Here is a 25,810-nt window from a genome sequence, read left to right as displayed (position 1 = left end):
ACGGTGTTTTAACAAACATTGTGAAAAAGTTAGGTAATGAAAATGTCAAATTATATTAATCAAGAAACCGATTTTAGCAATGTAGTTATTACTAATGATTATGCTTGTTTGGTTGGAGGAACATGGACTGCAACGTTACAGGATGGTAAAACAGTCTATATTAGTTCTGATGGCACACAAACGATTGATGGTCCAGTTAATTTAATTGGTGCTAATCTGATTGTTGCTGCGGGTGCTGTTGTTGATAATGCAGTTGTCGTGGGAAGCTCTAGTAACTCATCACCAACGATTACTGTGCAAACAGGTGGCACCTTAGAGAACTCCGATATATTTAATGGCAAAGTAACGATTGCTAGTGGTGGAATATCTTCTTCTAACAATTATGTAGCAGAAGCGGTAACATTCAGTTCTGGATCTGAATCGGATAATGATACCTTTTACAATCCAGGCACAACAGGTAGCACCAGCGGCACGTTGAACTTATCACAACTCCCTTCTGGTACGGCGACTACGTTTACAACATCCAGTAAAACGAGCAGTATTTCTACGGCAACAAATGTTACTGTATTAAATCCAAATTTTCCAAATATTAGTGCTCATAATGCGAGCGCTCCTACAACAGGATATCAAACTTTTCGTGTTTATGGAGGATCTTCATATGGATCTTCTGTGATCGCACAAGAGACACACGCAGATTATAGTAATGGTAATTTTACACTATCAAATGATTATCCATCTTATTCAGGAGGAACATGGACAGCCAGCCTTGTCGATGGAAAAACTGTTTATTCAAATTCAAATGGAACAGTCACAAATGTTGAAGGGCCAATTAATTTAATTGCAATTTCATCTTTAACTATTAACGCTGGGGCAGTTGTTGATGGGATTACTATAACAGGGAATTCTACGCCGACCATTTATGATAATGGCACTATTCAAAATTCTTTTTTGGCTAATACTTATTTACGGATTGGTTCCAGTACTACAACAGGAATTTCGCGTAATAATATTTATATTTCTGAAATTACAAATATTTATAGTGGGAGCTCATCAATTAATGATTATTTTTATGAGCCTGGAAGTTCTTATGCGACCTATAATTTAACGAATTTGCCAAGTGGTGTAAATACTCGTTTTCATTTGGCGGATGGTGCAGGAAATATTAATGTATATGCGAATTCAACATTTGATAATAGTTATGTCGGTGTCGCAACGGGTAGTACTGTAAATGTATATCAATATAATGGTGCAACTATTACAAATGATGCTGAGGATGTGGTTTGTTTTGTAGAAGGAACTTTAATTGATACGATTAATGGTCCAGTTGCTGTTGAGAAGTTGAATGTTGGTGATCAAGTTGTTACACATACAAGAGATGGGGCACAAAATCGTGCCATTACATGGGTTGGATATAATCATGTTATTGCTTGCCCTTTATTGCTGGAAGATCAAGCGGACTATCCAGTAAGAATATTAAAAAATGCAGTTGCTGAGGGGGTGCCTTATAAGGATTTACTGGTTACAGCTGAGCATTGTTTATTCTTTAACGATCAATTTATTCCTGCTCGTATGTTGGTGAATGGTTATTCTATTTACTATGATACTTCTATTACAGAATATACTTACTATCATATTGAAACCGAAGATCATTCTGTGATTACTGCGGATGGCATGTTGACTGAAAGTTATTTAGATACAGGGAATAGACGTTATTTCAAACAAAGCAATAATGTTATTGATATTCATAATAAACAAAAAAATTGGCATGCAGATTCAGCTTATCCATTAACAGTTGCACGAGAAGTTGTAGAGCCCATTTATCAACAGTTAACAGAGCGTGCGCAACAGCTTGGTTGTGAATATAAAGGTGCTGAACATCAAATCACAGAAGATAGTAATTTACATCTTGTGACGGATAAAGGGGAGGTGATTAAGACAACACATCAAGGAAAAGGACGTTTCTCTTTCGTTATTCCTCCTCAAACTGATAATGTGCGATTAGTATCTCGTACCAGCAAACCTAGCGAGGTGATTGGGTCTTTTGTTGATGATCGTCGTCATTTAGGTGTGTTGGTTGGAAATATAACGATATTAGAAAAAAATGCGGTCCGTCAGGTGAGTGATCATTTTGTAATGCCTAATTTACAAGGATGGGATGTGAATGAGCAAGGGCCCTATCGTTGGACGAATGGGAATGCATTAATACGTTTGGAGGATAAAAATGATAATGATACTGCTATTTTAGTGGTTCAAGTTTTAGCAGGCGGGCCATATTTTGTTCAACCATATGAAAATGTTGCTGTTAATCAATAGATTTATTCAGAGGAAATCATAAAAGTGATTTCCTTTTAAACTGTTTGTTATTTAAAAAAAATATGTAAGGGTTATATTTATAGGTAAATAAATCATATTTAAAGGAACAGTTCATGTTTATTGAAACCAAAGCATGGAGTTGGAATGGTTCAGAGAATCCTCTGGATTTGGTGTTAACATCTCATCAAATAGAACCTTTAGCAGATCATCAAGTCCTAATTGAAAATAGAGCCGTTGGTTTAAATCCAGTAGACTGGAAGCTTATGTCAGGGTTTGGCAAAGATTGGAAGCAAGGCCAAATTCCAGGTGTGGATGGTATGGGCCTTGTTGTTGCAGTTGGTAAGAATATGCGTCATATTCGTATTGGATCTCGATATACCTACCATACAGATTTGCGTTTTCATGGCAGTTATAGTCATCATACTGTCGTTGATGGACGTGCCTTAATTGCTGTTCCTGATCGGTTGAGTAGTGTGTCTGCAGCTTCTTTTCCGTGCCCTGTATTGACAGCATGGCAAGCTTTTCAAAAAGCACCTAACCTTGCAGGAGAAAGAGTTTTGGTGAGTGGTGCAGGGGGAAGCGTTGGTAGTATTTTAACGCAGTTATTATGCAATGCCGGTGCTAAAGTTTATGTAACGGCTAGTCCGTATCATCATCAAAATTTGCATCAGCAAGGTGTTATTGCAACTTTTGATTATCATGATAAAAAATGGAAATCTCATTTACAAAATCACTTGGCAGGACAATCTCTTTATGCAGCATATGATACTGTGAGTGGTAAAAGTGCGTCTAATATTGCACCATTACTTGGTTTTTATGGGCATTTAATCTGTATCCAAGATAGAATAGAGAAATCACCATTACCTGCTTTTACAAGTAGCATTTCGCTTCACGAAATCGCATTAGCGTCGACACATGCTTTTGGTAGTGACCAGCAATGGGCACGTTTAGTGCAAGATGGGCATCAATTATTAAATCAAATTGCGGATCGTAAGTTGTCTTTGCAACCAATAAATCTAGTACAATTTGAAGAAATACCAAAAGCATTAAGTAGGTTAAAGCAAAATAATGATGGCACGAAATATGTTGCTTGTATTGATTAAAAAATGAGTTTAATTAGTTTTGCTAAACCTATTTTTTAAATATAAGATGAGGTTATTTTATAAAAATAGTCTCATCGAATGGTTTTAGTAAGTTGTAGCTTTTTATTGATATATTTACCAAGACATATACTATTTTTTTCAATGCAATACCATGAAAGTAATCCGGCAATTGATGCGATGATCATGGATATAATTTGATTAAATAAAAGGTTATATTGAGGAAATTCTAATATAATAATTTGTTGTATAGGAAAAGCCCACAAATAAACACCATAAGAGATATCTGCCGAAAACTTGACTTTTATTATAAATTTAAGGCTTGAAATGTACAAAATGCTTATAAATACGCAAAGGTAAAAGAAATAAAAATTATAGGCGGAGTGTCCGAATATAACAAATAAGGAAAAGCTTGCCAGGACGATCCATAAGTTAATTTTTATATAATGTTTATAAACAGCCAGTAAGCATCCAAATGAAAAAGAAGGAGCAAGAAGGGTTTCTCTATGGTTGCCATTTGCGTACCAAGTTATTACGAGGTGATTATTATAAATTGTGTCTATTACTAGAATAATAAAAATAAGAATAATCATTCCTTTAAAACGAAAGCCACCTAATAAAAAAAAGACGCTTAAAAGAATATAGCATGTCGCCTCAAAAGGGAGTGTCCATAAAGAACCATTAAAGAGTGGATAGGGATTATGTACAAAAACACCAGGTAAAAAATAAGCTGTTTTTAAAATGAGGTTATTGAAAAAATAGATATGTGTTAAAGGAGATGTATAGTAATCATAAAAAGACAGTGAACTAAATAATGGTCCTATAATAAAAGTAGTGATTATGAGTAAGGTTATAAGTGCTGGATAAATTCTAAACAGTCTAGATATGATAAATGTAATAATATTTTTTTTTATTAATAAACTATTAGTAACGAGTAGTCCGCTTAAAAAAAAGAAAATTTTAACAGCTAAGCCACCGATATCTTCAAACCAAGTGATAGTCAGAAGAGGATCTTGTTTTCCTGGTGTAGGAAGTAGAGGATAAGCATGCGCATAAATTACCATGAATGCTGCGATCAGCCTAAAAAGATCAAGGTTATTATTTTCTTTTTTTAAGAGATCGTTGAGGAGCATTATGAAACCATATTATAATGAAGAAAAATAAAAGTTTTAATGGTTATTAAGATAAATAAGAGTATTATGCAAATAATTTCAAATGAGTTTGAAAGTAAGTTTCTAATGGGTGGACAGTTTATTGTTAAATGATTTTTTTATGGTCCCGACCACAATTCCAAGAGTTGCATTAATTACAGGGGCAACCATTCGTTTAGGGCGTGAAATCGCTTTAACTTTGGCTAAAGTTGGCTTTGATATTGCTGTTCATGCACGTAGCCATACGCCTCAAGCCGATCAGGTGTTAAAAGAAATCAGAGCGCTTGGGCGTTCTGCTGTTTTATTAACAGCTGAACTTTCTAATCCTGATGAAGTGACGTCTTTAGTAGCGCAAGCAACTCAAAAATTGGGGCCAATTGGTGTGTTAGTCAATAACGCCAGCGTTTTTGATCGTGACGAGTGGGATACGGTGACATTGGAAACATGGCAGCATCATCAAAATCCTAATTTATGGGCACCTTTTCAGCTTATCCAAGATTTTGCCAAACTATTACCTATGGGGGCAGAAGGCTGTGTGATTAATATGTTAGATCAACGCGTTTGGTCTTTAACGCCTCATTTTGTGAGTTATACAATTTCTAAAGCAGCATTGTGGACATTAACACAAACAATGGCGTTGGCGTTGGCGTCTAAGTCTATTCGGGTGAATGCTGTGGGGCCAGGACCTGCAATGGCGCATAAACGACAAACCGATGAGCAGTTTGATCATCAATGCAAGTCAACGCCTTTGGGGCAAGGAACGACTTCACAAGAAGTCGCAAGAGCAGTATTAGGATTGCTTTGTTTACCATCTGTTACAGGGCAAATGTTAGCGTTAGATGGTGGGCAGCATTTACAATGGTCTCCTGCGGTGGGAACCTATACTGATGAGTAATAGAATTTAAAATGAGCTTTTTTCCTTCGTGGTCAAACAGACCAGCATTAAGACGTATTTTTATTAAAAATTTAATTTTACAAGCGCGTATTGGGGTTTATGATTTTGAACAAGAAACAACCCAACGCTTGCAAATTAGTATTTCTGTGGGGGTAGAGGACGAAAAAGGGATTGGAATTGATGATCTTGCTCGGACGGTATCTTATGAAGATATTACAAACCAGGTTAAAGCAATCGTCAGTAATACCCATTTTCACTTGGTTGAAACCTTAGCTGAAACGATTGTTGAGACGATCCTTGAAGATAAACGCGTTTACGTTACGCGTGTGATGCTAGAAAAGCTTGATATTATTCCAGAAGCAGAAGGGGTAGGCGTAGAAATTGAACGTTGGAATAAAGAAGTTCAAGTATAAAAATGATCGAGCTTAGAAATCAATCTACCTTATCTGTTCGAGCGCTTTTTGCATTGCATCATGGACCGTATTCTTTAGAAATTAATAGCGGTAGCTGTGTTGTTATTACAGGAGAGTCTGGTGCTGGTAAGTCTGTATTTTTACGGATGATTGCTGACTTGATACCCAATGCAGGGCAAGTGTTCTTGGATGGCAAAGAACGTAACAGCTTTGCCCCTTCGGAGTGGCGTAAGCAAGTGACTTATATTGCTGCTGAATCAGGGTGGTGGGCTAAAACGGTCAAAGAGCATTTCACAGATTTAGAGATGGCTTATTACTGGCTGCCTAAATTTAACCTAAAAGAAGAGCTGTTGGATGCTGATGTGGTTCAGCTTTCTACGGGTGAAAAGCAAAGAATGGCTTTGATCAGGGCTTTTTCTTCTAAAGTAAGATTTTTACTTCTCGATGAGATTACCTCTGCATTAGATCCCAAATCGGTCATTGTCGTAGAACAATGCATCCAAGAATTACAGAAACAAAATATCGGTATTTTATTGGTTTCTCATAATATGGAACAAGTAAAACGACTGGCAACATCGCATTACCAATTAATAACAGATCAATTAGTGCTTTGTAGTTAGTGGCGTAATAAAGTTGATTTGTGAATGATATGACTAAATCAGTTATAAAGAAATTATCTTTATAAAAAATAATTGTCAGGATACTAAGTTATGAAAATATTTAAATATGCTTTGTTAATAGGGGTTGGCCTTACTTGTATCAGTCTACAAGTTTTTGCAGAAGATCCAACCCCACAGGATATTGCAGCATTGGAGCAAAAAGCCTCTCAAGGAGATGTAAAAGCTCAGCTTAATGTTGGATTGATGTATTTCAGAGGTGAGGGAGTGTCTGAAGATGGCGCCAAAGCTTTTGAGAATTTTACTAAGGCTGCAGAGCAGGGTGATGCACAAGCTCAATATATTCTTGGGTTAATGTATTATCTAGGTAGGGGTATTCCTCAAGATTATACAAAAGCTTTTGAATGGTTTCACAAATCTGCAGAGCAAGGAAATATAGATGCTTTAGTAGGTATTGGGTATCTGTATGCTGAAGGTAGAGGTGTTCCTCAAGATTATTTTGAGGCAATAAAGTGGTTTTCAAAGGCTGCAGATCAAGGGGATGCTGAAGCTCAGTTAAAGCTTGCAAACATGTATGAAAATGGACAAGGAGTTCCTCAAGATTATGCTAAAGCGATAGAATTATATACGCAGGCTGCGAACAAAGGGAATGCTATTGCTTTCTTGGGGATTGGAGCCATTTATGAGCAGGGTAAAAAAAACATTTTACAAGATAAAGAAAAAGCCAAAGTTTATTATAAACAAGCATGTTTAAATAAATCACAAGATGGCTGTGATGCTTATAAACGACTAAATAATGAGTAATGTGAATAATGGGTCAAGATATGACCCATTTATATATATTTTCAAATAAATCAGACAACCTCTAGTATCTCAAAGAAATTCATTTATAAACACCAACAGTAAATTCACTTTATAAGCGTATATTTTAAATGAATGGTTATATTCATCTCAGTTTTATCGATCTTTCTTTGGCAGTATCGTTATTGTTGCTTATAACGGTGTTATCCGTAATATTATCGATTGGTATCGGACGGACTGTGATTATTGCTGCGGTTCGGTTGGTTTTGCAATTACTATTGGTTGGATTTTTATTATTAAAAGTCTTTGCTGTGCAATCATTTTGGTGCAGTTTGTTGGTTGTGTTTGTCATGATGCTGGCGGCCAGTCGAGAGATCGTTGCTCGGTTAAAGTCTGGAGTTCAATGGCGTTGGTCTTTGGGAATTAGTGGTACAGTCACTGGAATTGTTACCTTGATTGTCAGTTTTGTGGCATTAAATACGGCTCTACGTCCAGAACCTTGGTATGATGCAAAATATTTTATTCCTTTGACTGGCATGATTTTAGGGAACGTGATGAGTGCAGCTTCTCTGTCTTTAAAGGGGCTGTTAGATATGGTTCAAAGAGAGCAAAAAGTCATCGAAGCACGATTGGCACTGGGGCACACACGTCGAGAAACGTTTAATCCTCTGGTTCGTCAAGCTGTTGTGATGGGGATTATGCCTTTAATTAATCAAATGTCTGCTGCTGGAATTGTGACGTTGCCAGGAACCATGTCTGGACAAATTTTGGCAGGAATGAATCCTTTTGATGCCGCTAAATATCAAATTTTACTGCTGATTATTATTTCGAGTGCAGGAATTATGGCTGCGATTGGGGTATCGTTTTTAGCTGTTTTACGGTTGACGGATAATCGAGATCGACTTCGAATAGATCGATTATTTAAATAAAAATGAATAGAGAAAATACCTGTAAACTTTGTCAAGATGATTTTACAGGTATTTTGTAAGGATGGTTCTCTTATGTGAATAGATTAAGCTAGCTTTTTGTTATTTTCTTTTGAATAATCGATAATATAGGCATGATCTGACAAAATATCTAAGGTTAACAAGTTAGGTTTATCAGAGCGGCACTTTAATTGAGTTAATGGCAAGAATGCTTTTCCTTTTGTCCAACGAAAAGGAATGGTTTCTTTAACATCCCATCCTAATAAATGATCCGCGTCTAAATGCGTTGTAATCGGATGTTTTTTACCGTTTCTTTGTAAAGTAACCTCTCCGACTAGCACTCCTAAATAACGGCGATCATCAACAAAAGCACCAATTACATCACAAGGACGACTGGTTCGAGATAGTATCCAAACCGCACTAACGTTATTAGGAATAATAAAGTCTAGTTTCTTATCCGTAGAAGATGCTTTTTTATGAATAACTTCGCCTTGATCTGTCATTAAACAAAGATCTGGATCTTGTGTCAATTCAAAGGGTTGCTCTTGTTTTAAACATCCATGAACATGCGCACGTTGTAAAAGATAATTATAAATCCGCTCAACAATAGAACGTTCTGTTACCAAAGGTGCAATCGCATCATTCTGCCAAGCCTTTACTTTATTGCCAGAGAGTTTGATGACTTTATGGTCTAGATTAAACGTATGACGATTACCTGTATCCAAGTAACTTTCTGTTAACATTCCATCGGCTGTTAAAATAGAATGTTCCGCAGTTTTAATATGATAATAATCATAGCTAGTCATCGAAGTATCATAATAAATAGAGTAACCATTAACTAACATACGTGCAGGAATGAACTTACCATCAAAATACAAGCAATGTTCAGCCGTAATAAGTAAGTCTTTATTCGGCACATTTGGTGCTATGGCATCTTTTAAAATACGAACAGGGTAACCTGCTTCATCATTGAGTAAGTTTGATTTTATAGAGGCTGTTTTATGTCCAATCCAAGTTACTGGTTTGGACACTTTTCCCTGAGTGACTGGGTTATAAGTAAGAACACTATCGCCAATTTTCAAATCCTCAACAGCACAAACGCTGCCAGGGATTTCAATCATTGTGCCTGTTAAGAAACAGATTTCATAAACTAAATTTCCATTTGCATCAGAAGTCAGTGCATATCCATAATTTCCAACACCTGTTATATTTAATGTAACCGTGGTCCCATCATTTAATGTAAAAGTGACATGATTAACATCAGGATAAGCAACATTCGTTACATTACTTGTGTGAACATTTGCTAATGTAATTGAGTTCGATGCATCCCCGGTAAATCCACTGATTACCGTTGTTGCGCTACCTGTTCCAGAAATAACTAACCCGCTCATATTACTCGTGGTTGTTTCTCTGGTTGTAGCTCCAACTAAATAAACAGGCGTGGTATTATCTACTAAATTAATTACTCCACCTGTAGAGGTCGTAATGACAGCATATCCACCATTATTAAGTGTTAATGTTCCAGAAAGAATCGCACCTTCATTGAAAATAGCACTGCCTGTTGAATTGACTGTTACCTTAGATATAGTAACTTGGTTACCAACAGATAATAATCCTCCGCTAAAAACTGTAATTAAATCTGCTTTCCCTTCCGCAAGAATATTCAATATTCCACCTGAGTTGATGGTATTATAGTATGTTGAACCATTAGAGTTAACGGTTAGTGTTCCACCTGAGTTGATTTGATTAAAGTTTTCAAATTGACCATTAGATATAAAAACATTAGTGTCGTTAATATTGCTATTAAAAAAAATTCTGCTCTGTTGTCATCAATATACCCTTATGTTTAAATATATTATGTTGGTCATTTATATTGAAATTATAATTATCGCAAAAATTATGCAGATATAATGAGCTAAATAACTTTTAAGCATTTCTTTTGCTTTGCTAGAGCGGTTTTGGTTCTTTGTCTGGTATGGAGCCTACAATATGAACATCTTTATGTTCTAATAGCTTGAAGCTATCTATCGTCTTTTGTTTAGTTTCTAATACAGATTTTAAGCATTCATTTTCTGATTATAACTGTAGTATTGCAATATCTAATTTTTTTATTTAACAATAAGTAAGTAATTTTCTTTACTTTAAACATAAAAAAAGGCTTTGAAAAAATCAAAGCCCTTAAAAAACTTATAAAATTCTTTTTTAAGAATCGTCGTCTCTACCGTCATCTTTCATGACTTCGATTTCAGAACCGATTGTATCCACATCATCTTCTAGATCAGAAGTATCTTCGATTACATCATCTACATCTGTATCGTCTGTATCTAGATCATCTGTATCGATTGATGTATCCAAATCTTTATCGGTAATGGTATCGTCATCTTCTTCGGGTGGGCGACCACGGGGTAATTCGATGGGTTGTTCTGTGCCACATTTTGGGCATACAGGTGGCATTTTGTTGAGATCATAAAAACGAGTTCCACATGAACAACATACTCGTTTAATACCTAACTCTATTTTAACCATTGATTTATTCTACCTCTAACCAATAAAATATACACAGGCCGACATGCCAGTATATAACCGCAATGTCAAACTTTAAAATGACAAATTTAATATTTCTGATAAAAGTTTTATGACCCGTAGTGAATTATTTAGCAATAATTTATTTTAGAAAGTAAAGATATGACGATTTCTTCTGCAACTAAACCCTTAACTGTTTCTTTTTTGCAAACGCCTTTAAAAGGTAAAATTAATGTTCCTGGTGATAAGTCAATTAGCCATCGTGCATTGATGTTTGCTGCCCTTGCAACGGGGGAAAGTCATATTACAGGCTTACTGGAGGGTGAAGATGTAATGCAAACGGCTGCAGCAATGCAGGCGTTAGGTGCCAAACCAACACGAATTGCCGAAGGTGAGTGGCATGTGGTGGGTAAAGGGATCGGTCAGCTGACAGAGCCAGATGATGTATTAAATATGGGGAACTCTGGAACGTCAGCACGGTTATTGAGTGGGATTTTAGCGAGTCATGGTTTCTTAAGTATTATGACTGGCGATGGCAGCTTGCGTAAAAGACCGATGAACAGAGTGACTATTCCGTTATCTGAAACAGGGGCATGTTTTGCAACGCGTCACGCAGGTAAATTGCCAATGGCGATTATGGGAACATCCAAAGCAACACCGATTGGTTATCGTTTGCCAGTGGCTTCTGCGCAAGTAAAGTCAGCGATTTTATTAGCAGGCTTAAATGCGCATGGGGTAACTTGGGTTGAAGAGCCTGTTGCAACTAGAGATCATACAGAAAATATGCTCCGTCATTTTGGTGTTAAAGTGCTTGTTGAAGATTTACCTGAAGGTGGAAAGAAAATCAGCCTTAAAGGGCCCGTAACCTTACAAGGTAAAGATATAAAAGTTCCCGGTGACCCTTCATCTGCGACCTTTATGTTAGTCGCTGCATCAATGATTCAAGGTTCAGAAGTTTGTATTGAAAATGTTGGATTAAATCCACTCCGTACGGGTGCTTTTGAGGTTCTAAAATGGATGGGTATTGATTTGCAAATCCTGAATGAACGTGTTGAAGGTGGAGAACCTGTTGGTGATTTGATGATTAAAGCAGGTGCTTTAAAAGCTGTGGATGTTCCGGCATCACATGCGCCCTCTATGATTGATGAATACCCGATTCTTTCAATTGCAGCAGCGTATGCTGAAGGTATTACCCGTTTTAGAGGTTTGGAAGAATTAAGAGTTAAAGAAAGTGATCGCTTTACCAGCATTGTTGAAATGTTACGTGGTAATGGTGTGCAAGTCGATATTGAAGGTGATGATTTAATTATTCACGGCACAGCAGGAAACATTTCTGGCGGTGGCGTCGTATCTACGCATATGGATCACCGTTTGGCGATGAGTGCGTCTATTTTAGGGTTGGTGGCTCAAAAAGGTGTTAATGTTGATGATGTGACCTTTATTCGCACCAGTTTTCCCAATTACTTTCCATTAATGAACGCTTTGGGGGCAAAGTTTGACGTATGAGTAAAAAGTTAATTATTGCCATTGACGGGTTGTCAGGCGTAGGGAAGGGAACATTGGCCAAAGCATTGGCAGATAAACTTTCTCTTCCTTATTTGGATACAGGGTTATTATACCGTGCGGTTGGACGAAAAATGCTGGATGCTGGGTTATCCGCAGAAAGTGAAGCGGTTGTTCAAATTGCAGAGCGATTAACGCCAGCAGACTGGGCAAGAGATGATCTTCGTACGCCTGCAGTAGATAAGGTTGCCAGTCAAGTTGCTGCTCAGCCTAAAATTCGAGCGGCTTTGTTGGATATGCAACGTCATTTTGCAACCCAACAAGGGGTTGTTATGGATGGTCGAGATATTGGCACTGTGATTTTCCCCAATGCGGATGTGAAGCTTTTTGTAATAGCGTCTGCAAAGGTTCGTGCAGAGCGCCGTTGGCTGCAATATGCAACCGATCCAAATGATCCACAAAAAACAGCGCAAATTAAACAGATTGAAACAGAGTTGACGCAACGTGATGAGGCAGACTCAACACGAGCTGTGGCCCCATTACGTCCTGCGGAAGATGCGCATATTATTGATACCGATCATTTGAATGCGAGTGAGGTTTTGGCTAAAGCGTTGGAGATTATCCAGCGATAGGTTGTGTAATTTCTCAAAATTGTTTTCAAAGTATTTTTATCGTCGTAAAGTTTCTGAAAATGTAATTAAAACTGAAGTAAAAAGAAATGAAAACAATTGGTTTGTTAGGCGGGATGAGTTGGGAGTCAACAGTGACTTATTATCAACTTATCAACCAGAGAGTTAAAGAAAAGCTAGGCGGATTACATTCTGCTAAAATTATTTTGTGCAGCATTGATTTCAGTGAGATTGAATTGTTGCAACGTCAAGGAAAGTGGGATGAGGGCTGGTTTATATCTTGCGAATGCGGCTCAGAAAGTAGAGGCTGGTGGTGCTGATTTTTTAGTGATTTGCACCAATACAATGCATAAAGTTGCAGATTAAATTCAGGATCGTATTTCTATACCTATTATAAATATTATCGATGCAACGGCTGACAAGATATTAAAGAGTAATATCACAAAAGTTGGATTGTTAGGTACAAGATTTACAATGGAAGAGGATTTTTATAAGGCACGTTTGCTGAAAAATAATATTCAAACGATTATTCCGACTTTATCTCAGCGTGATGCAGTGCATCGTATTATTTATGATGAGCTTTGTTTAGGGATTATTAATCCTGATTCTAAAAAAATCTATTTAGATATTATTCAGGATTTATATCAGCAAGGTGCAGAAGGAATTGTGTTAGGATGTACTGAAATTCCCTTGTTAATTCAACAAAAAGATACGCATGTGCCATTATATGATACGACTTGTTTACATGCGGAATATGTACGGATTTTTCATTGCAAAATGTTTGAATGAGAAAAAAACAATATTTTTAGAGAGATTGTATAATAAACAATTGAATTGCTTATATAGTTCCTATATAGTCCCTGCTAATATTTTTAACGAAGTATTAAATTTACTATTTTCATTTGTTTTTTGAATATTTTCAAAGAAAAGTCGTATGGTTATTGTTGAGAGATACTCACAATAAAAACGCGCATATTAACAGTCTATATCGATCAAGGCAAAATTGTCCTTGGGATTATGACTAGGATTGCAGGAAAGCACATGGCTGAAGCCACACACAACCACCAAGATCACTTTGCTGGTGAAGATTTCGCAACCCTTCTTGAAGAAAGCTTGGGTCAAGATATTGGGTTCGAAGGTTCTGTTGTAACAGGAAGAATTGTTCGCTTAACCGATGATTATGCAATTGTTGATGTCGGTTTAAAAAGTGAAGGACGTGTTCCTTTAAAAGAATTTGCACCAGTAGGTGTAAAGCCAGAAATTAAACCTGGCGATATGATTGAATTATATATTGAACGTTACGAAGATCGTGACGGTTTAATTCTTCTTTCACGTGAAAAAGCTCGTCGTGAAGAAGCATGGTCAGCTCTTGAAAAAGCTTTCGAAAGCAACCAACGTATTAACGGAACAATTTTTGGTCGTGTTAAAGGCGGATTTACAGTTGATCTTGGTGGCGCAATGGCGTTCTTACCTGGATCTCAAGTGGATATTCGTCCAGTACGTGACATCAACCCAATGATTGGTGTTGCTCAGCCTTTCCAAATCTTAAAAATGGATCGTGCTCGTGGAAATATCGTTGTTTCTCGTCGTGCAGTTCTTGAAGAAACACGCGCAGAACAACGTAGCGAATTGATCCAAGGTCTTAAAGAAGGCATGATCCTTGACGGTGTTGTTAAAAACATTACTGATTACGGTGCATTCGTTGATCTAGGTGGCGTTGATGGTTTATTGCATGTTACCGATATCGCTTGGAAACGTGTTAACCATCCTTCAGAAGCATTGCAAATTGGTCAACCAGTTCGCGTCCAAGTAATCCGTTTCAACTCTGATACACATCGTATTTCATTGGGTATGAAACAACTTGAAGCTGATCCTTGGGAAAATGTTGCAAATAAATATCCTGCAAATTCTCGTTTCACAGGCCGCGTAACCAATATCACTGATTACGGTGCATTCGTTGAGTTAGAAGCTGGTGTTGAAGGTCTTGTTCATATTTCTGAAATGTCATGGACAAAGAAAAACGTACATCCTGGTAAAATCGTTTCTACTTCTCAAGAAGTTGAAGTGGTTGTGTTGGATGTTGATAGCTCAAAACGTCGTATTTCATTAGGCTTGAAACAAGTTCAACCTAATCCTTGGGAACAATTTGCTGAAACACACAAAGTTGGTTCTGAAATCGAAGGCGAAATCCGTAACATTACTGAATTCGGTTTGTTCATTGGTCTTTCTGCAGATATCGATGGTATGGTTCACATGTCAGATTTGTCATGGGATGAAACCGGCGAAGCAGCAATGGCTAACTACAAAAAAGGTGATGTGGTTAAAGCTAAAGTTCTTGATGTTGACGTTGAAAAAGAACGTATTTCTTTGGGTATTAAACAACTTCAAGCTGATCCAGCTGCTGATGCATTAGCACAAGTGAACAAAGGTAGTGTTGTTACTTGTACTGTTACTGGTATTCAAGCAAACGGTGTTGATGTTAGTGTAAATGATGTTCTTGTTGGCTTTATTCGCCGTACAGAACTTTCTCGTGACAAAGCAGAACAACGTCCAGAACGTTTCTCTGTTGGTGAACGCATTGATGCAAAAATCGTCACGGTTGACAAAGCAGCTCGTCGCTTGACCTTAACTATTAAAGGTCGCGAAGTTGAAGAAGATAAGCAAGCAATCTCTGATTATGGTTCTGCTGATAGCGGGGCTTCTTTAGGGGATATTCTTGGAGCAGCTATTCGTCGTCGTAACGAAGATACAGACGTTGAATAATTCTATTCTTTAGAATTGATTTTAGCGTAATTTTGAAAAGGTTAAGTGTTGTTTACAGCACTTAACCTTTTTTATGCCAAATTTGTTATATATTGATGCAATTAAAGAATAGTAACTATTGACTATTTTGTTTATAAATATATTTATTGATTATAATTCAATTTCGTAACTTACATCGTTTATATGATTGAGTTACGCTTTAAAATGTCAACTGGGTGATAAGATTAGTCATGGCTGTTATTTACAATACAAATTATACACATAATTCAAATTCCTATTTAACACTTGCTGTTGCAAGGTCAGCGAAAAAGCTGTGGGGCGAGGAGAATGTTGTTGTTGCCGATAATATGAATTTATTAGAGGTTGCAGCTACACATGAGCACGAAGTTTTAATTTGTATTGACGGTCAGAGGACAGACTTTGAGCTGATGAAGCGAGTGCGCCCGTGTTTTAAAACAATGATTTTTTGGGCTTTTGAAGATCCATTTATGTTGGATTTTAATGTCCATGTGACTTCTAATTTTGACTACGTTTTTACAAATGATCCCAGTTGTGTAGATTCGTATCAAGTTGAAGCACATTATTTACCTTTAGGTGCTAGTCAATCGATTCATTTTAGAGATATCAAAAATACTGAAGATCTTGATTATGATATTTTCTTTGCAGGAACGATGTGGCCTAATCGTGTTCCTGTGTTACGCCGTTTATTAATTGCGTTTCCAGAGGCTCGCTTTAAGTTGATTTGTCCTGGGAATGACTATTTGCCTCCTTTGCCAAGAGATTTAGTCGAGCGTATTATTCCAAGACCTGTAAGTATTGAATCTTTTATTGATTTTGCAAATGCCAGCCAAGTAACACTGACGATGTTCCGCAACTATGCAAGTCATGGTGATGTTGGGCAAGCAACAGCTCCTGGTCCTCGTTTATATGAGCTTGCATTAGCGGGAACTGCTCAAGTTGTAGAGCTTCCATCTGAAATGGATGAGAAATATTTAAAAGAGCTAAATGGTATTTCTGTTGCTCGTAATACAGAAGAAGTTATTGAATCAATTGCACGTATTTTAAGTGAAAAAGGCTTAAGAAAACAATTAGCAATAGATACTCAAAAAGCTGCTTTAAGTGAGCATCTATATGAGAACCGTTTGCAAAAAATGGCTGATATTACTCAAGCAAATTTCAGTAAAAAACAAAAACAAGATATAATGCCGATTAGACCTGATCGACAAGGTAAGTTACGTGTCTTGTTTGTAACTCATTCAACTGTTCATGAACATGTTTGGGGCGGAATTGAGGTTTATCAGCAAATATTGTCTACAACGTTAGTAAAAGACGTTGAATTCTTCTATTGGTTGCGTCGCCGTGGTGCTTGTTATTTAACAGATGCTAACGGAAAAGAAATCGAACGTTTTGATATGCCTGATGTCGGCTGGCTTGATTCTATGAATGATGCTGGGGAAGAAACAGCTTTTTCTAGTGTAATCAATCAATATGGTTTTGATGTCGTTCATATTCAACATTTAGGACATCATACGTTATCTTTACCTATTATTGCTAAGGCATGTGGTGTTGGTGTTATTTTCTCTTTTCATGATTTTTTAGCTGTATGCTCTCATTATAATCTGTTGAATTTTGAACAACGTTATTGTGAAATTGATAAAAAGAATATTGGCGCTTGCGACATTTGTTTAAAGACTTCGGAAAAATTAGAGTTTGGTGTTCAGCAAACAAGACGTGCTTTTGTAGCTAAGATTATGAAGTATGTTGATATTTGTTTATATGGAACTGAACACTCATATGAGTTAGCTCGTAAAATTTATCCAAGTTTAAATAATAAGAAAAACTATGTTTTAGGAATTCCTTCACCTGACACAACTATTCCATTAAAACAAAAGAAATATGAACCATTAAATGGTAGAAAGTTAAGAGTCGCAACAGTTGGAAACTTTATTCGCTCTAAAGGAGCGGATGCAATATTATCTATTGTACAGGCTGCAAATCCAGATCTTTATGAATTCCATATTTTTGGGTATATGCAACCAGATTATGAAAATGTCTTAAAAGAAATAAAAAAAGAAAATAGTTATTCTTCACGGAGCTTATGGCCTTGGTGAAGTGGCAGCATTAAAAATTGCTGATGTAGCAATGACATTATCTATATGGCCGGAAACTTATTGTATTTCCTTATCAGAAGCTTGGCAAAATGGATTAATTCCTATTGTGACGGATGTTGGCGCTTTAGGGGATCGTGTTAAGGACGGGGTAAATGGATTTAAAGTTGAAATTGGGGCTGTAAATACGGTTATTGATCGTTTAGAGCTTATCCGTTCTGATGAATCCTTGCGTAAGCAAATCATGGATAATATTACACCTGATTTATGGGTAACTGCTGCGGATTATTCAAAAGAATTGTTATCCATTTATGAAAGCGTTGTTCCTTATGATAAATTAGGGGTCAGTAATTTAAAATGGGATATTGGTCGTTTACATTATTTACCTCATGCATCATGGAAAGATCAGGCACCACCACGTCATATTTTTGATCCACCAACAGGAAATGATTTACATGTTGAGTTGCCACAAATTGTTGATGATTGGGCTGTTGTTCAAGGCGCTAATTATTATTTAGATGATATTTGTTATCATATTCTAAATGTTGATGATGATAAGAAATTTAAACCTGCTAATGAATTCCATATTCGTGGATGGTTTATTTTCCCTGAGCTATCTAATGCTGGTGCTTTATATACTGTGTTAATTCATGATAGTAGTGACTTAACTATTTTCTTAGAATGTCAACGTGAAAATCGCAGCGATGTTGCTGATAGTTTTTCAAATGCTCCGATACGTAATGGTTTCTCTGGTACTGCAGCATTAAGAGGAAAATGGTGTGAAGGACGCTTTAGAATAGGCTTAATTAATGTTGTCAATGGATCTGCAGCTTTTCAATTAACAACAAATGAAATAGAGGTTGCTGAAGGGCAAATAAAAGCGATTTATAGTTCAGTACATAGTAATCAAGTTATTTTAGATGATTTTTTACGTATTACTGAAAAAGATGGGTTAATACGTGGGATTAAGCTAAATAATTTTATTGAAAAAAATATTCACGCTCAGCGGTTTGGTGAGTTAGAATATTGTATTGAGCACTTTACAGGATTTATTCAAGATGATGATGCGTCTGAAGTTGCAATTGATGCCGATAAAAGCCAATTTAGGATTTCTGGTTGGGCATTTAATCGTACAAATACGATGGCAGGTCGGATGTATATTGCATTTGTCAGTGATGAAGCAGAAGAATGTTTTGTGATCGGTACCTCAAGATGTATGCGACATCAAACTGCGGAGTTCTTTCAATCAGCACCATTAAATAATGGTTTTGTTGTAGATGTTAATTTGCAACAAGGTTGTTTTTCACAGATAAATGGAAAATATCATATTTATTTGGTTAATGTTATTCAAAAAGAATACAAAGTAGCTCAGACGAATATTGTAATTAATATTGTTAATAACTCTGTAGAAGATATCTCTGATAGTATTTTAACAGATAAAATAATACAAAAAAGTATGCACCTAATAGACCGTAAATTTAAATAACTTTTTTGATTGTTTGTTTTATTATTATAACTATATATTAAAAATTAATTCAACACCCTGACTTGTTCTTCATAAGGTCGGGGTGTGTTAAATAGTGTGGTTGAATACTAATATGGTAAAAAAAGATATCTCTACTCCCAAATGGCAAGATTTTAATGAGGAATGGTATTGTAAGCGATATTCTTCAATCCTTCCTATTGTTGAGGATATTTATGGAGGAGATGTTTATGCATATTACCAAGAAAAAGGTAGTAAAATAGGTCATTCACCTAATCCATTTTTTGATGAAAAATGGTACCTTTTGGCTTATCCAGATATTGCTAAACGTGTTCAAAATTCAGATTTTCAATCAGGGTTTGAACATTATTGTAAAGAAGGATATGCAGATTATTCCCCACATTATTTGTTTGCTGCATATTATTATAAAGAACAATATGCAAAACAAACAAATAATTTTTCTGGTTATAAAAATGGATATGATCATTACTTAAGTGAAGGAGATCGCTCTTTATATTCAGGAAGCCTTTTTTTTAATCCTACTTTATATTTACTTCAGGTTGATAATCAAGAAGAAGTGATTCAGCAGGGCGGCGCATATCAGTTTTATTTACAAACACAACTTTCTCATAAAGCTGATATAAGGTTTTCATGGTTATTTGACGAAGAGTGGTATTTAAAAACATATCCTGATGTAGCGGCTTTAGTAAAACGTCGTGTTTATGTGAGTGGTATACATCATTATTTATCAAGTACTACAGTAACAGACTTTTCTCCGCTATCTGATTTTTCTACGAAATTCTACACTGATACTTACGTTGACGTAGTATCTTCTATTGGAATAGGAAAATTACTAAGGAATGCATATATTCATTATATTTTATATGGATTTGCAGAGGGAAGAAAGCCAAATGCAGATTTAAATCTTGAAGAGTATAAGAAACAAGAGTGCGTTATTCAAGCAGTTTCGTCGCATGTGTTTAAAAATGCATTTGAATATTATGTTGCACAGCATCAGCCCGTATTATTTCAACAGTTTTGTGATAAAATGGGATTTTCATTTAAAGAAAAATCAGTTAAAAAAAATGATTCACTAAATGATATTGATGGTTCAGAAGATCTCTTAGACGAGCTTGTAGGAGCTTCGTTACCGAAAGATGATGATGTACAGCTAGTTGCAAATGATGTTTTAGAGTCCATAGCACCAGATACAGAAAATGTTATATCTACTTCTGAAAATTTATTAGCGAAAAAAGACACTGATAATAATCAAGATGAAGTAGTAATTGAGGCAAAAGAAACAGAAGAAGAAAAGGAAAGTTTTTCTGGTTTTACGGTTGGTGAAGATCCCAGTTTATTCTTAGTAGAGCAACCGAATAAAAAAATTAAATTTGATGAATATAAAAGTCAGCATGTAAATAAGAAAAATGTGCAAGAGGCTTCATCAGAAACTGTCGTATCAGATGAGCATAAGCAAACTGTAGCTTTAAAATCAGATAGCGCTGTATGGCGTGTTTTTGATGAAGAATGGTATGTGCGTCAATATAGTGACGGTATCGCTCAGATGAAAGCTTTAGAGTTAGATAGTGTTGAGGAATATTATCGAACATTTGGTTGCCATCAGGGGCATTCACCCAATCCTTACTTTGATGAACAATGGTATCTTCGAACCTATCCTCATGTGAAAGAATTTGTTGACCAATCAAAATATAGCTCTGGTTTTGATCACTATTGCCAACAAGGATATTTAACTAACTCTCCGCATTGGTTATATTCTGAAGCTTATTATAGGCAACAAAACCCTATGTTGACAAACGAAGTGTTAAATAGAAATGGTTTTGTGAATGGGTATGATCATTATTTACAAGAGGGAGATAAGGAAGGAAGAAATGGTAGTGTTTTCTTTGATTCTAATTTTTTCCTTAGTCATTATGAATGCTCTATTCAAATAGAGTTGGGAATTTACGCTTATTATTTAAAACATATTAACGAAATTGATCCTTTGGTTCGTACGTCATGGTATTTTGATCCTGTATGGTATTTACAACAATATCCTGACGTTGATAAAGAAGTTTTAAATCATGAATATAGTAATCCATTACATCATTATTTAACAAATAACGATCCTACTGAATATTCACCTTTATTATGGTTTGATGAAGCTTTTTATAATATTGAATATATGTCTTTTTTAGAGGAACAAGGACAATTCCAAGAGTATCGTAATGGGTATGATCATTTTATTGATAAAGGAATTAGTTTATTATGGCAACCTTCACCATTTGTAAATTTGGGTAGTTACTCTTTAAGTAAAGAGGTAAAGAAAGATATGAGTGAAGGCTTATACCCTAATATTTATGTTCATTGGTTGGCTAATCATGTTAAGATTCAGAAAACTGAGGACTTAGTACAGGAGCCTGTTGAACAAGAGATTAATGTTAGTGATCTGATGGTTACAGATCAAACTTATAAAGGGGCGCTATGGGCACTGTTTGATGAGGCATGGTATGTATCAGTTTATTCAGACGTCTATGAAAAAATGGAAATTTGTGGTGTCGAGACCGTTGAAGAATATTATACACAAATTGGTAGTTTTTTAGGTCATAGCCCTAATGCATATTTTGATGAGGAATGGTATTTAAAGTCTTATGAGGTTGTTAGGAAGGCTATTAAAAGAGGAAAATTTAAAACTGGTTTTGAACATTATTGTAAAACAGGCTTTAAAAAGCATGAAGCTCACTGGTTGTTTTCATCCCATTATTATTTAAGTAAAAATCCACAATTCACCTTTGAAATTAATGAGACAGAAGAATATGTAAATGCTTACGATCATTACTTGAAAAAAGGAGATGCTTTGCGTAAATCAGGATCTTTATTCTTTGATCCATTGGTTTATGAACGTCATTGTTATGAAAGTGGTGATGTTGAAAAAACGTTTTTCCCTTATAGAAATTATTTATTAAATATAGGAAAAGCAGATCTTAAAGCGAGTGTTTCTTTGTATTTTGATTCTGATTGGTATTTAAATAAATATCCTGAAGTTTTACAAAAAATAAATTCAAAAGAATATTCCAGTGCGTTACAACATTACTTCTTAAATTCGACGCCAACATATTATGATCCTTTACCTTGGTTCTCTGAAACATTTTATGCTGCTGATAATCCAGATTTGGCAGGATCTGTTTTAGAGAATGGTAAAGGAAATTTCAGGAATGGTTATCAACATTTCATTTTACATGGCTCGTTAGAGTGTAGAAAACCATGTGAAGATGTTGATTTAAGATCTTATTTTTTATCTGGATCTATCCAAGAAGATATTGAAAATGGTTTATATAGAGATGCTTTCGCACATTGGATTTTTGATCAACGATTAGAAGCATGGATTAATAATCTTCCCGAAGATTCTCATTATCGTTTGAATGATAAGACAAAAGATTCTCGGGAGTATTTCCGTAAAAAAGCGAACTTCATGCTTCCAGTTGTTGCACACCAAAAATTAGATTTTTCTTATGAAGGTAAACCAGATATTAGTGTTATTATCTTAGTGAAAAATCAGTTGGCGGTGACGTTAACGGCTTTGGCCTCTTTGCGTGCAAATTATAATGGAAAAATACAATTATTAATTGGTGATAATTATTCAACGGATGACACACGTTTTATTCAAAATTCTTTAATTGGTGTGCAAGTTACACGATTTGCATATAATTTTGGATATGGCAGAGCCTGTAACTATTTGATTGAGCAAGTTAAAGCTCCTATTACTGTATTTCTGAATAATGATATTTATTTATATCCAAATGCTATTGATGTTTTATGCAAACATTTAATGTCTAAATCAGATATAGGTGCTGTGGGCGGTAAAATTATTCATCCAGATGGAAATTTACAAGAAGCTGGCTCAATGATTTGGCGGGATGGAACAACAGCAGGATATTTGCGTGGCGAAGATCCTTCTATTGCTGAAGCTAATTTTGTTAGGGATGTTGATTATTGCTCGACAGCAATGATGGCTATTAAAACAATTTTACTTCAACAGCTTAAAGGTTTTTCACCAATTTATTATCCAGCATATTTCGAAGATACAGATTTGTGTGTTCGAATTTTAAAAGCTGGTTATCGTGTTGTATATCATCCAGATGCAGTGGTAGAGCATATGGAATATGCCTCCAGTGATCCTATAGTTTCTAGTGGATTAATTCGTCGAAATCATCGTCAGTTTGTTAAAGAGCATACAGATTTCTTACGTTTTCAACATCCTAGACATTCTGATAATGTTGTTATCGCACGAGAACGTATGGGAACGGGCAAGCGTATTTTATTTATAGAAGACCGGGTGCCTTTACGGCGTTTAGGATCTGGATACGTTCGTTCTAATGATATTGTTCATCAAATGGCAAAGTTAGGATATCATGTAACAGTCTATCCTATTAATAATTATTATCCTCATCTTTATCAAATTTATTCTGACTTACCTGAAACCGTTGAGGTTATGTTTAGTAAAACAATTGATAATATTCGCGATTTCTTTTTAGAGCGAGCAGGATATTATGATGCAATTTGGATAGGGCGTACGCATAATTTACATCGTATTCTACCGATGATGGGGGAAGCTAATCGTTATATTCCTCAAGATTGTTTGGTTTTGGATACGGAAGTTATTGCTTCTCCTAGAACATTATTACGTCGAAAAATCTTAGGTTTAGAAGACGAAAGTGAAGAAACGTTAGGAGAAGCTTTAGAAGTAGAGCTTTCTTGTGCGCGTCATTGTCAAACAATGATTACAGTGAATAAAATTGATGCGGATTACGCCAAACAAGCTGGTTTTAATCAAGTGTCAATTTTAGGGCATATGATGCATGTGCGTCCAACACCAAAAACATGGGCGCAACGGACTGGATTGTTGTTCGTTGGTGCATTACATGATGATCTATCTCCTAACTTTGATAGTTTAAAATGGTTTACAGATGCTATTTTGCCTATTTTGGTAAAAGAAATGGGAGATGATTTTACTTTTACAATTGCAGGGTATGTTCATCCATCTGTAGATATGTCAATATTTTCACAATATCCTCAGGTTAAATTACTAGGTCCAGTCGAAGATTTGACACATTTATATAATGATCATCGTGTTTATATAGCACCGACTCGTTTCGCAGGCGGAATCCCTTATAAGCTACATGAAGCAGCGTCTTATGGAATTCCAATTGTTGCAACAGATTTATTAGTGCATCAGTTAGGATGGGATGATGACCAAGATATTTTAGCAGCATCGATTGATAATGCAGATTTTTTTGCATCGCAAATTATCCGTCTTTATCAAAAAGAGAAACTATGGAATAAGCTGCGTGATAATGCATTGTCGCGTATTGATACTGAATGTAATGAAGATCGCTTTAGAAGTAACCTTCAACAGATTTTAACACAAGTAACTTCGCATAAATAGGGAATGGGCAAAATGGCAGTCAAAGCAACAAAAAAGAAAGCTTCAACAAAAGTAAGCATTACTCCAAAAAAAACAGCGCCTACAGCTAAGGTAATTAGTCAAGGGATCAGTGGTAAAGTCATGGTTTGTAGTGGTGGTCGTTACGAATCACAGGCCAACGCTCAAATTCGTGAAGCAATTATGTCAGGTTGGGAAAGTGTATTTGGTGAAGGAAATGTAATTTCTACTAATATTGCAGGTGCAGCAGCTGCAATTGAGTATATTAAACCAAAAATTGTATTTTCTATTGGATCTTATTTGCCAGAAAGTACTTATTTTGGTGAAGTTTGCCAAAAGGCAAAAGCTGTTGGGGCAACAACAATTTTTTGGGCAACAGAAGATCCTTATGAACAGGATGCAAACTATCGCATTACAGATGATTTTGACGTTATTTTTTCTTGTGATCGTTGGGGTACTAATTTTTATGACCATCCACATGTTCATTTTTTGCCTTTAGCAGCCTGTGAAAAGTTACACTATCGTCCAATTGATGAAACTATAAAGAAAAATATTGATGTTATGTTTTGTGGTGTTGCTTTTGGTAGCCGCAAAGACGTTATGCGTAGTATTCATCCAGCTTTATCAGATTTAAATCTTAAAATTGTAGGTCCTGGTTGGGGTGAATTCGGGATTGGTTTTTCTGATGCTCGTATTGAAAAAGATCAGTTAGTTGAACTTTATCAACGTTCTAAAATTGTTTTAAATTTAGGACGTAGTTTGCATTTTGAAAACAAACGTTTCATTATTATGCCATCAAATCCAGGACCAAGAACATTCGAGGCAGCAGCAGCAGGGGCAATGCAGCTGTTTCATGAAGATAACTATGCTATTCATGATTTTTATGAACGTGATGAATTGCCAGTTTTCTCCACATGTTATGATTTTAAACAATTATTGGATAAATATCTAAATAATCCAGAGTTAATTTTGGAAACAGCTAAAAAAGCTCAAGCTCGTACATTAAAAGATCATACATATAGTAAGCGTATTGAAACTGTACTAGAGATTTTAAAGCGTGATGGCTTTTTAGACTAGTTCTAAGCTCAAATAAAGTGGTTTAGATAGGCATGCTGATAATAAGCATGCCTTTTTTGTATTAAGGT

18 protein-coding genes are annotated in these 25,810 nt (G+C 35.8%); 15 read left to right on the top strand and 3 right to left on the bottom strand.

Going from position 1 to position 25,810, the window contains the following annotated elements:
• Positions 1–42 precede the first annotated feature (42 nt).
• A complete protein-coding gene (locus tag CIN_RS11435; RefSeq protein WP_050798370.1) occupies positions 43–2,313 on the top strand; it encodes a Hint domain-containing protein in 2,271 nt (756 codons plus the stop codon).
• A gap of 113 nt (positions 2,314–2,426) precedes the next feature.
• On the top strand, positions 2,427–3,416 hold the full coding sequence (locus CIN_RS06090) for an alcohol dehydrogenase catalytic domain-containing protein (RefSeq protein WP_008854192.1): 990 nt from the start codon (positions 2,427–2,429) through the stop codon (positions 3,414–3,416).
• Between the two features lie 71 nt (positions 3,417–3,487).
• Here the strand turns inward: CIN_RS06090 and CIN_RS06085 are convergent, their stop codons facing one another.
• A complete protein-coding gene (locus CIN_RS06085) occupies positions 3,488–4,546 on the bottom strand; it encodes an acyltransferase family protein (protein WP_008854191.1) in 1,059 nt (352 codons plus the stop codon).
• 139 nt (positions 4,547–4,685) lie between these two features.
• Between CIN_RS06085 and CIN_RS06080 the strand changes: the two genes are divergently transcribed.
• The 5 genes from CIN_RS06080 to CIN_RS06060 all read left to right on the top strand — a co-directional run bounded on the left by CIN_RS06080 (position 4,686) and on the right by CIN_RS06060 (position 8,219).
• Positions 4,686–5,459, top strand: a complete 774-nt coding sequence (locus CIN_RS06080; protein WP_008854190.1) for an SDR family oxidoreductase — start codon at positions 4,686–4,688, stop codon at positions 5,457–5,459.
• Positions 5,460–5,470: 11 nt separating this feature from the next.
• The gene (gene folB, locus CIN_RS06075; RefSeq protein WP_008854189.1) at positions 5,471–5,872 is read left to right on the top strand and encodes a dihydroneopterin aldolase; all 402 of its coding nucleotides are present in this window, start codon (positions 5,471–5,473) and stop codon (positions 5,870–5,872) included.
• Positions 5,873–5,874: 2 nt separating this feature from the next.
• Positions 5,875–6,492 (top strand): ABC transporter ATP-binding protein, encoded by a 618-nt coding sequence (locus CIN_RS06070; RefSeq protein ID WP_008854188.1) that lies wholly within the window; start codon positions 5,875–5,877, stop codon positions 6,490–6,492.
• A gap of 90 nt (positions 6,493–6,582) precedes the next feature.
• A complete protein-coding gene (locus tag CIN_RS06065) occupies positions 6,583–7,293 on the top strand; it encodes a tetratricopeptide repeat protein (protein WP_008854187.1) in 711 nt (236 codons plus the stop codon).
• A 128-nt stretch (positions 7,294–7,421) separates the two neighbouring features.
• Complete coding sequence (locus CIN_RS06060; protein ID WP_040364035.1) at positions 7,422–8,219, top strand: ABC transporter permease; 798 nt, start codon at positions 7,422–7,424, stop codon at positions 8,217–8,219.
• 83 nt (positions 8,220–8,302) lie between these two features.
• Here the strand turns inward: CIN_RS06060 and CIN_RS06055 are convergent, their stop codons facing one another.
• Positions 8,303–9,883: a Hint domain-containing protein gene (locus CIN_RS06055; RefSeq protein ID WP_008854185.1), complete on the bottom strand. Its 1,581-nt coding sequence runs from the start codon at positions 9,881–9,883 to the stop codon at positions 8,303–8,305.
• A 535-nt stretch (positions 9,884–10,418) separates the two neighbouring features.
• A complete protein-coding gene (locus CIN_RS06050; protein ID WP_040364034.1) occupies positions 10,419–10,742 on the bottom strand; it encodes an FYDLN acid domain-containing protein in 324 nt (107 codons plus the stop codon).
• Positions 10,743–10,901: 159 nt separating this feature from the next.
• On the opposite strand from CIN_RS06050, the gene aroA reads away from it, so the two are divergent.
• The 8 genes from aroA to CIN_RS06015 all read left to right on the top strand — a co-directional run bounded on the left by aroA (position 10,902) and on the right by CIN_RS06015 (position 25,742).
• Positions 10,902–12,245, top strand: coding sequence for a 3-phosphoshikimate 1-carboxyvinyltransferase (aroA, locus tag CIN_RS06045; protein WP_008854183.1), 1,344 nt, complete (start codon positions 10,902–10,904; stop codon positions 12,243–12,245).
• Entirely contained in the window at positions 12,242–12,874 is a 633-nt protein-coding gene (gene cmk, locus CIN_RS06040; protein ID WP_008854182.1) for a (d)CMP kinase, read from the top strand. Before aroA ends, cmk begins: the two co-directional genes overlap by 4 nt.
• Positions 12,875–13,237: 363 nt before the next feature.
• Positions 13,238–13,660 (top strand): aspartate/glutamate racemase family protein, encoded by a 423-nt coding sequence (locus CIN_RS12080; protein ID WP_342619805.1) that lies wholly within the window; start codon positions 13,238–13,240, stop codon positions 13,658–13,660.
• A 252-nt stretch (positions 13,661–13,912) separates the two neighbouring features.
• Positions 13,913–15,634, top strand: a complete 1,722-nt coding sequence (gene rpsA, locus CIN_RS06030) for a 30S ribosomal protein S1 (protein WP_008854179.1) — start codon at positions 13,913–13,915, stop codon at positions 15,632–15,634.
• Between the two features lie 230 nt (positions 15,635–15,864).
• On the top strand, positions 15,865–17,745 hold the full coding sequence (locus tag CIN_RS11430) for a glycosyltransferase family protein (protein WP_050798369.1): 1,881 nt from the start codon (positions 15,865–15,867) through the stop codon (positions 17,743–17,745).
• Position 17,746: 1 nt separating this feature from the next.
• Positions 17,747–19,228 (top strand): glycosyltransferase, encoded by a 1,482-nt coding sequence (locus CIN_RS11425; protein WP_008854177.1) that lies wholly within the window; start codon positions 17,747–17,749, stop codon positions 19,226–19,228.
• A gap of 112 nt (positions 19,229–19,340) precedes the next feature.
• Entirely contained in the window at positions 19,341–24,668 is a 5,328-nt protein-coding gene (locus CIN_RS11420) for a glycosyltransferase (RefSeq protein ID WP_008854176.1), read from the top strand.
• Between the two features lie 12 nt (positions 24,669–24,680).
• Entirely contained in the window at positions 24,681–25,742 is a 1,062-nt protein-coding gene (locus CIN_RS06015; protein WP_139016959.1) for a CgeB family protein, read from the top strand.
• Positions 25,743–25,810: the final 68 nt, after the last annotated feature.

It is taken from the genome of Commensalibacter intestini A911 (assembly GCF_000231445.1).
GTDB lineage: Bacteria > Pseudomonadota > Alphaproteobacteria > Acetobacterales > Acetobacteraceae > Commensalibacter > Commensalibacter intestini.
The sequence above is the reverse complement of the archived record's forward strand: the minus strand, read 5'-3'. Positions and strand labels throughout refer to the sequence as shown.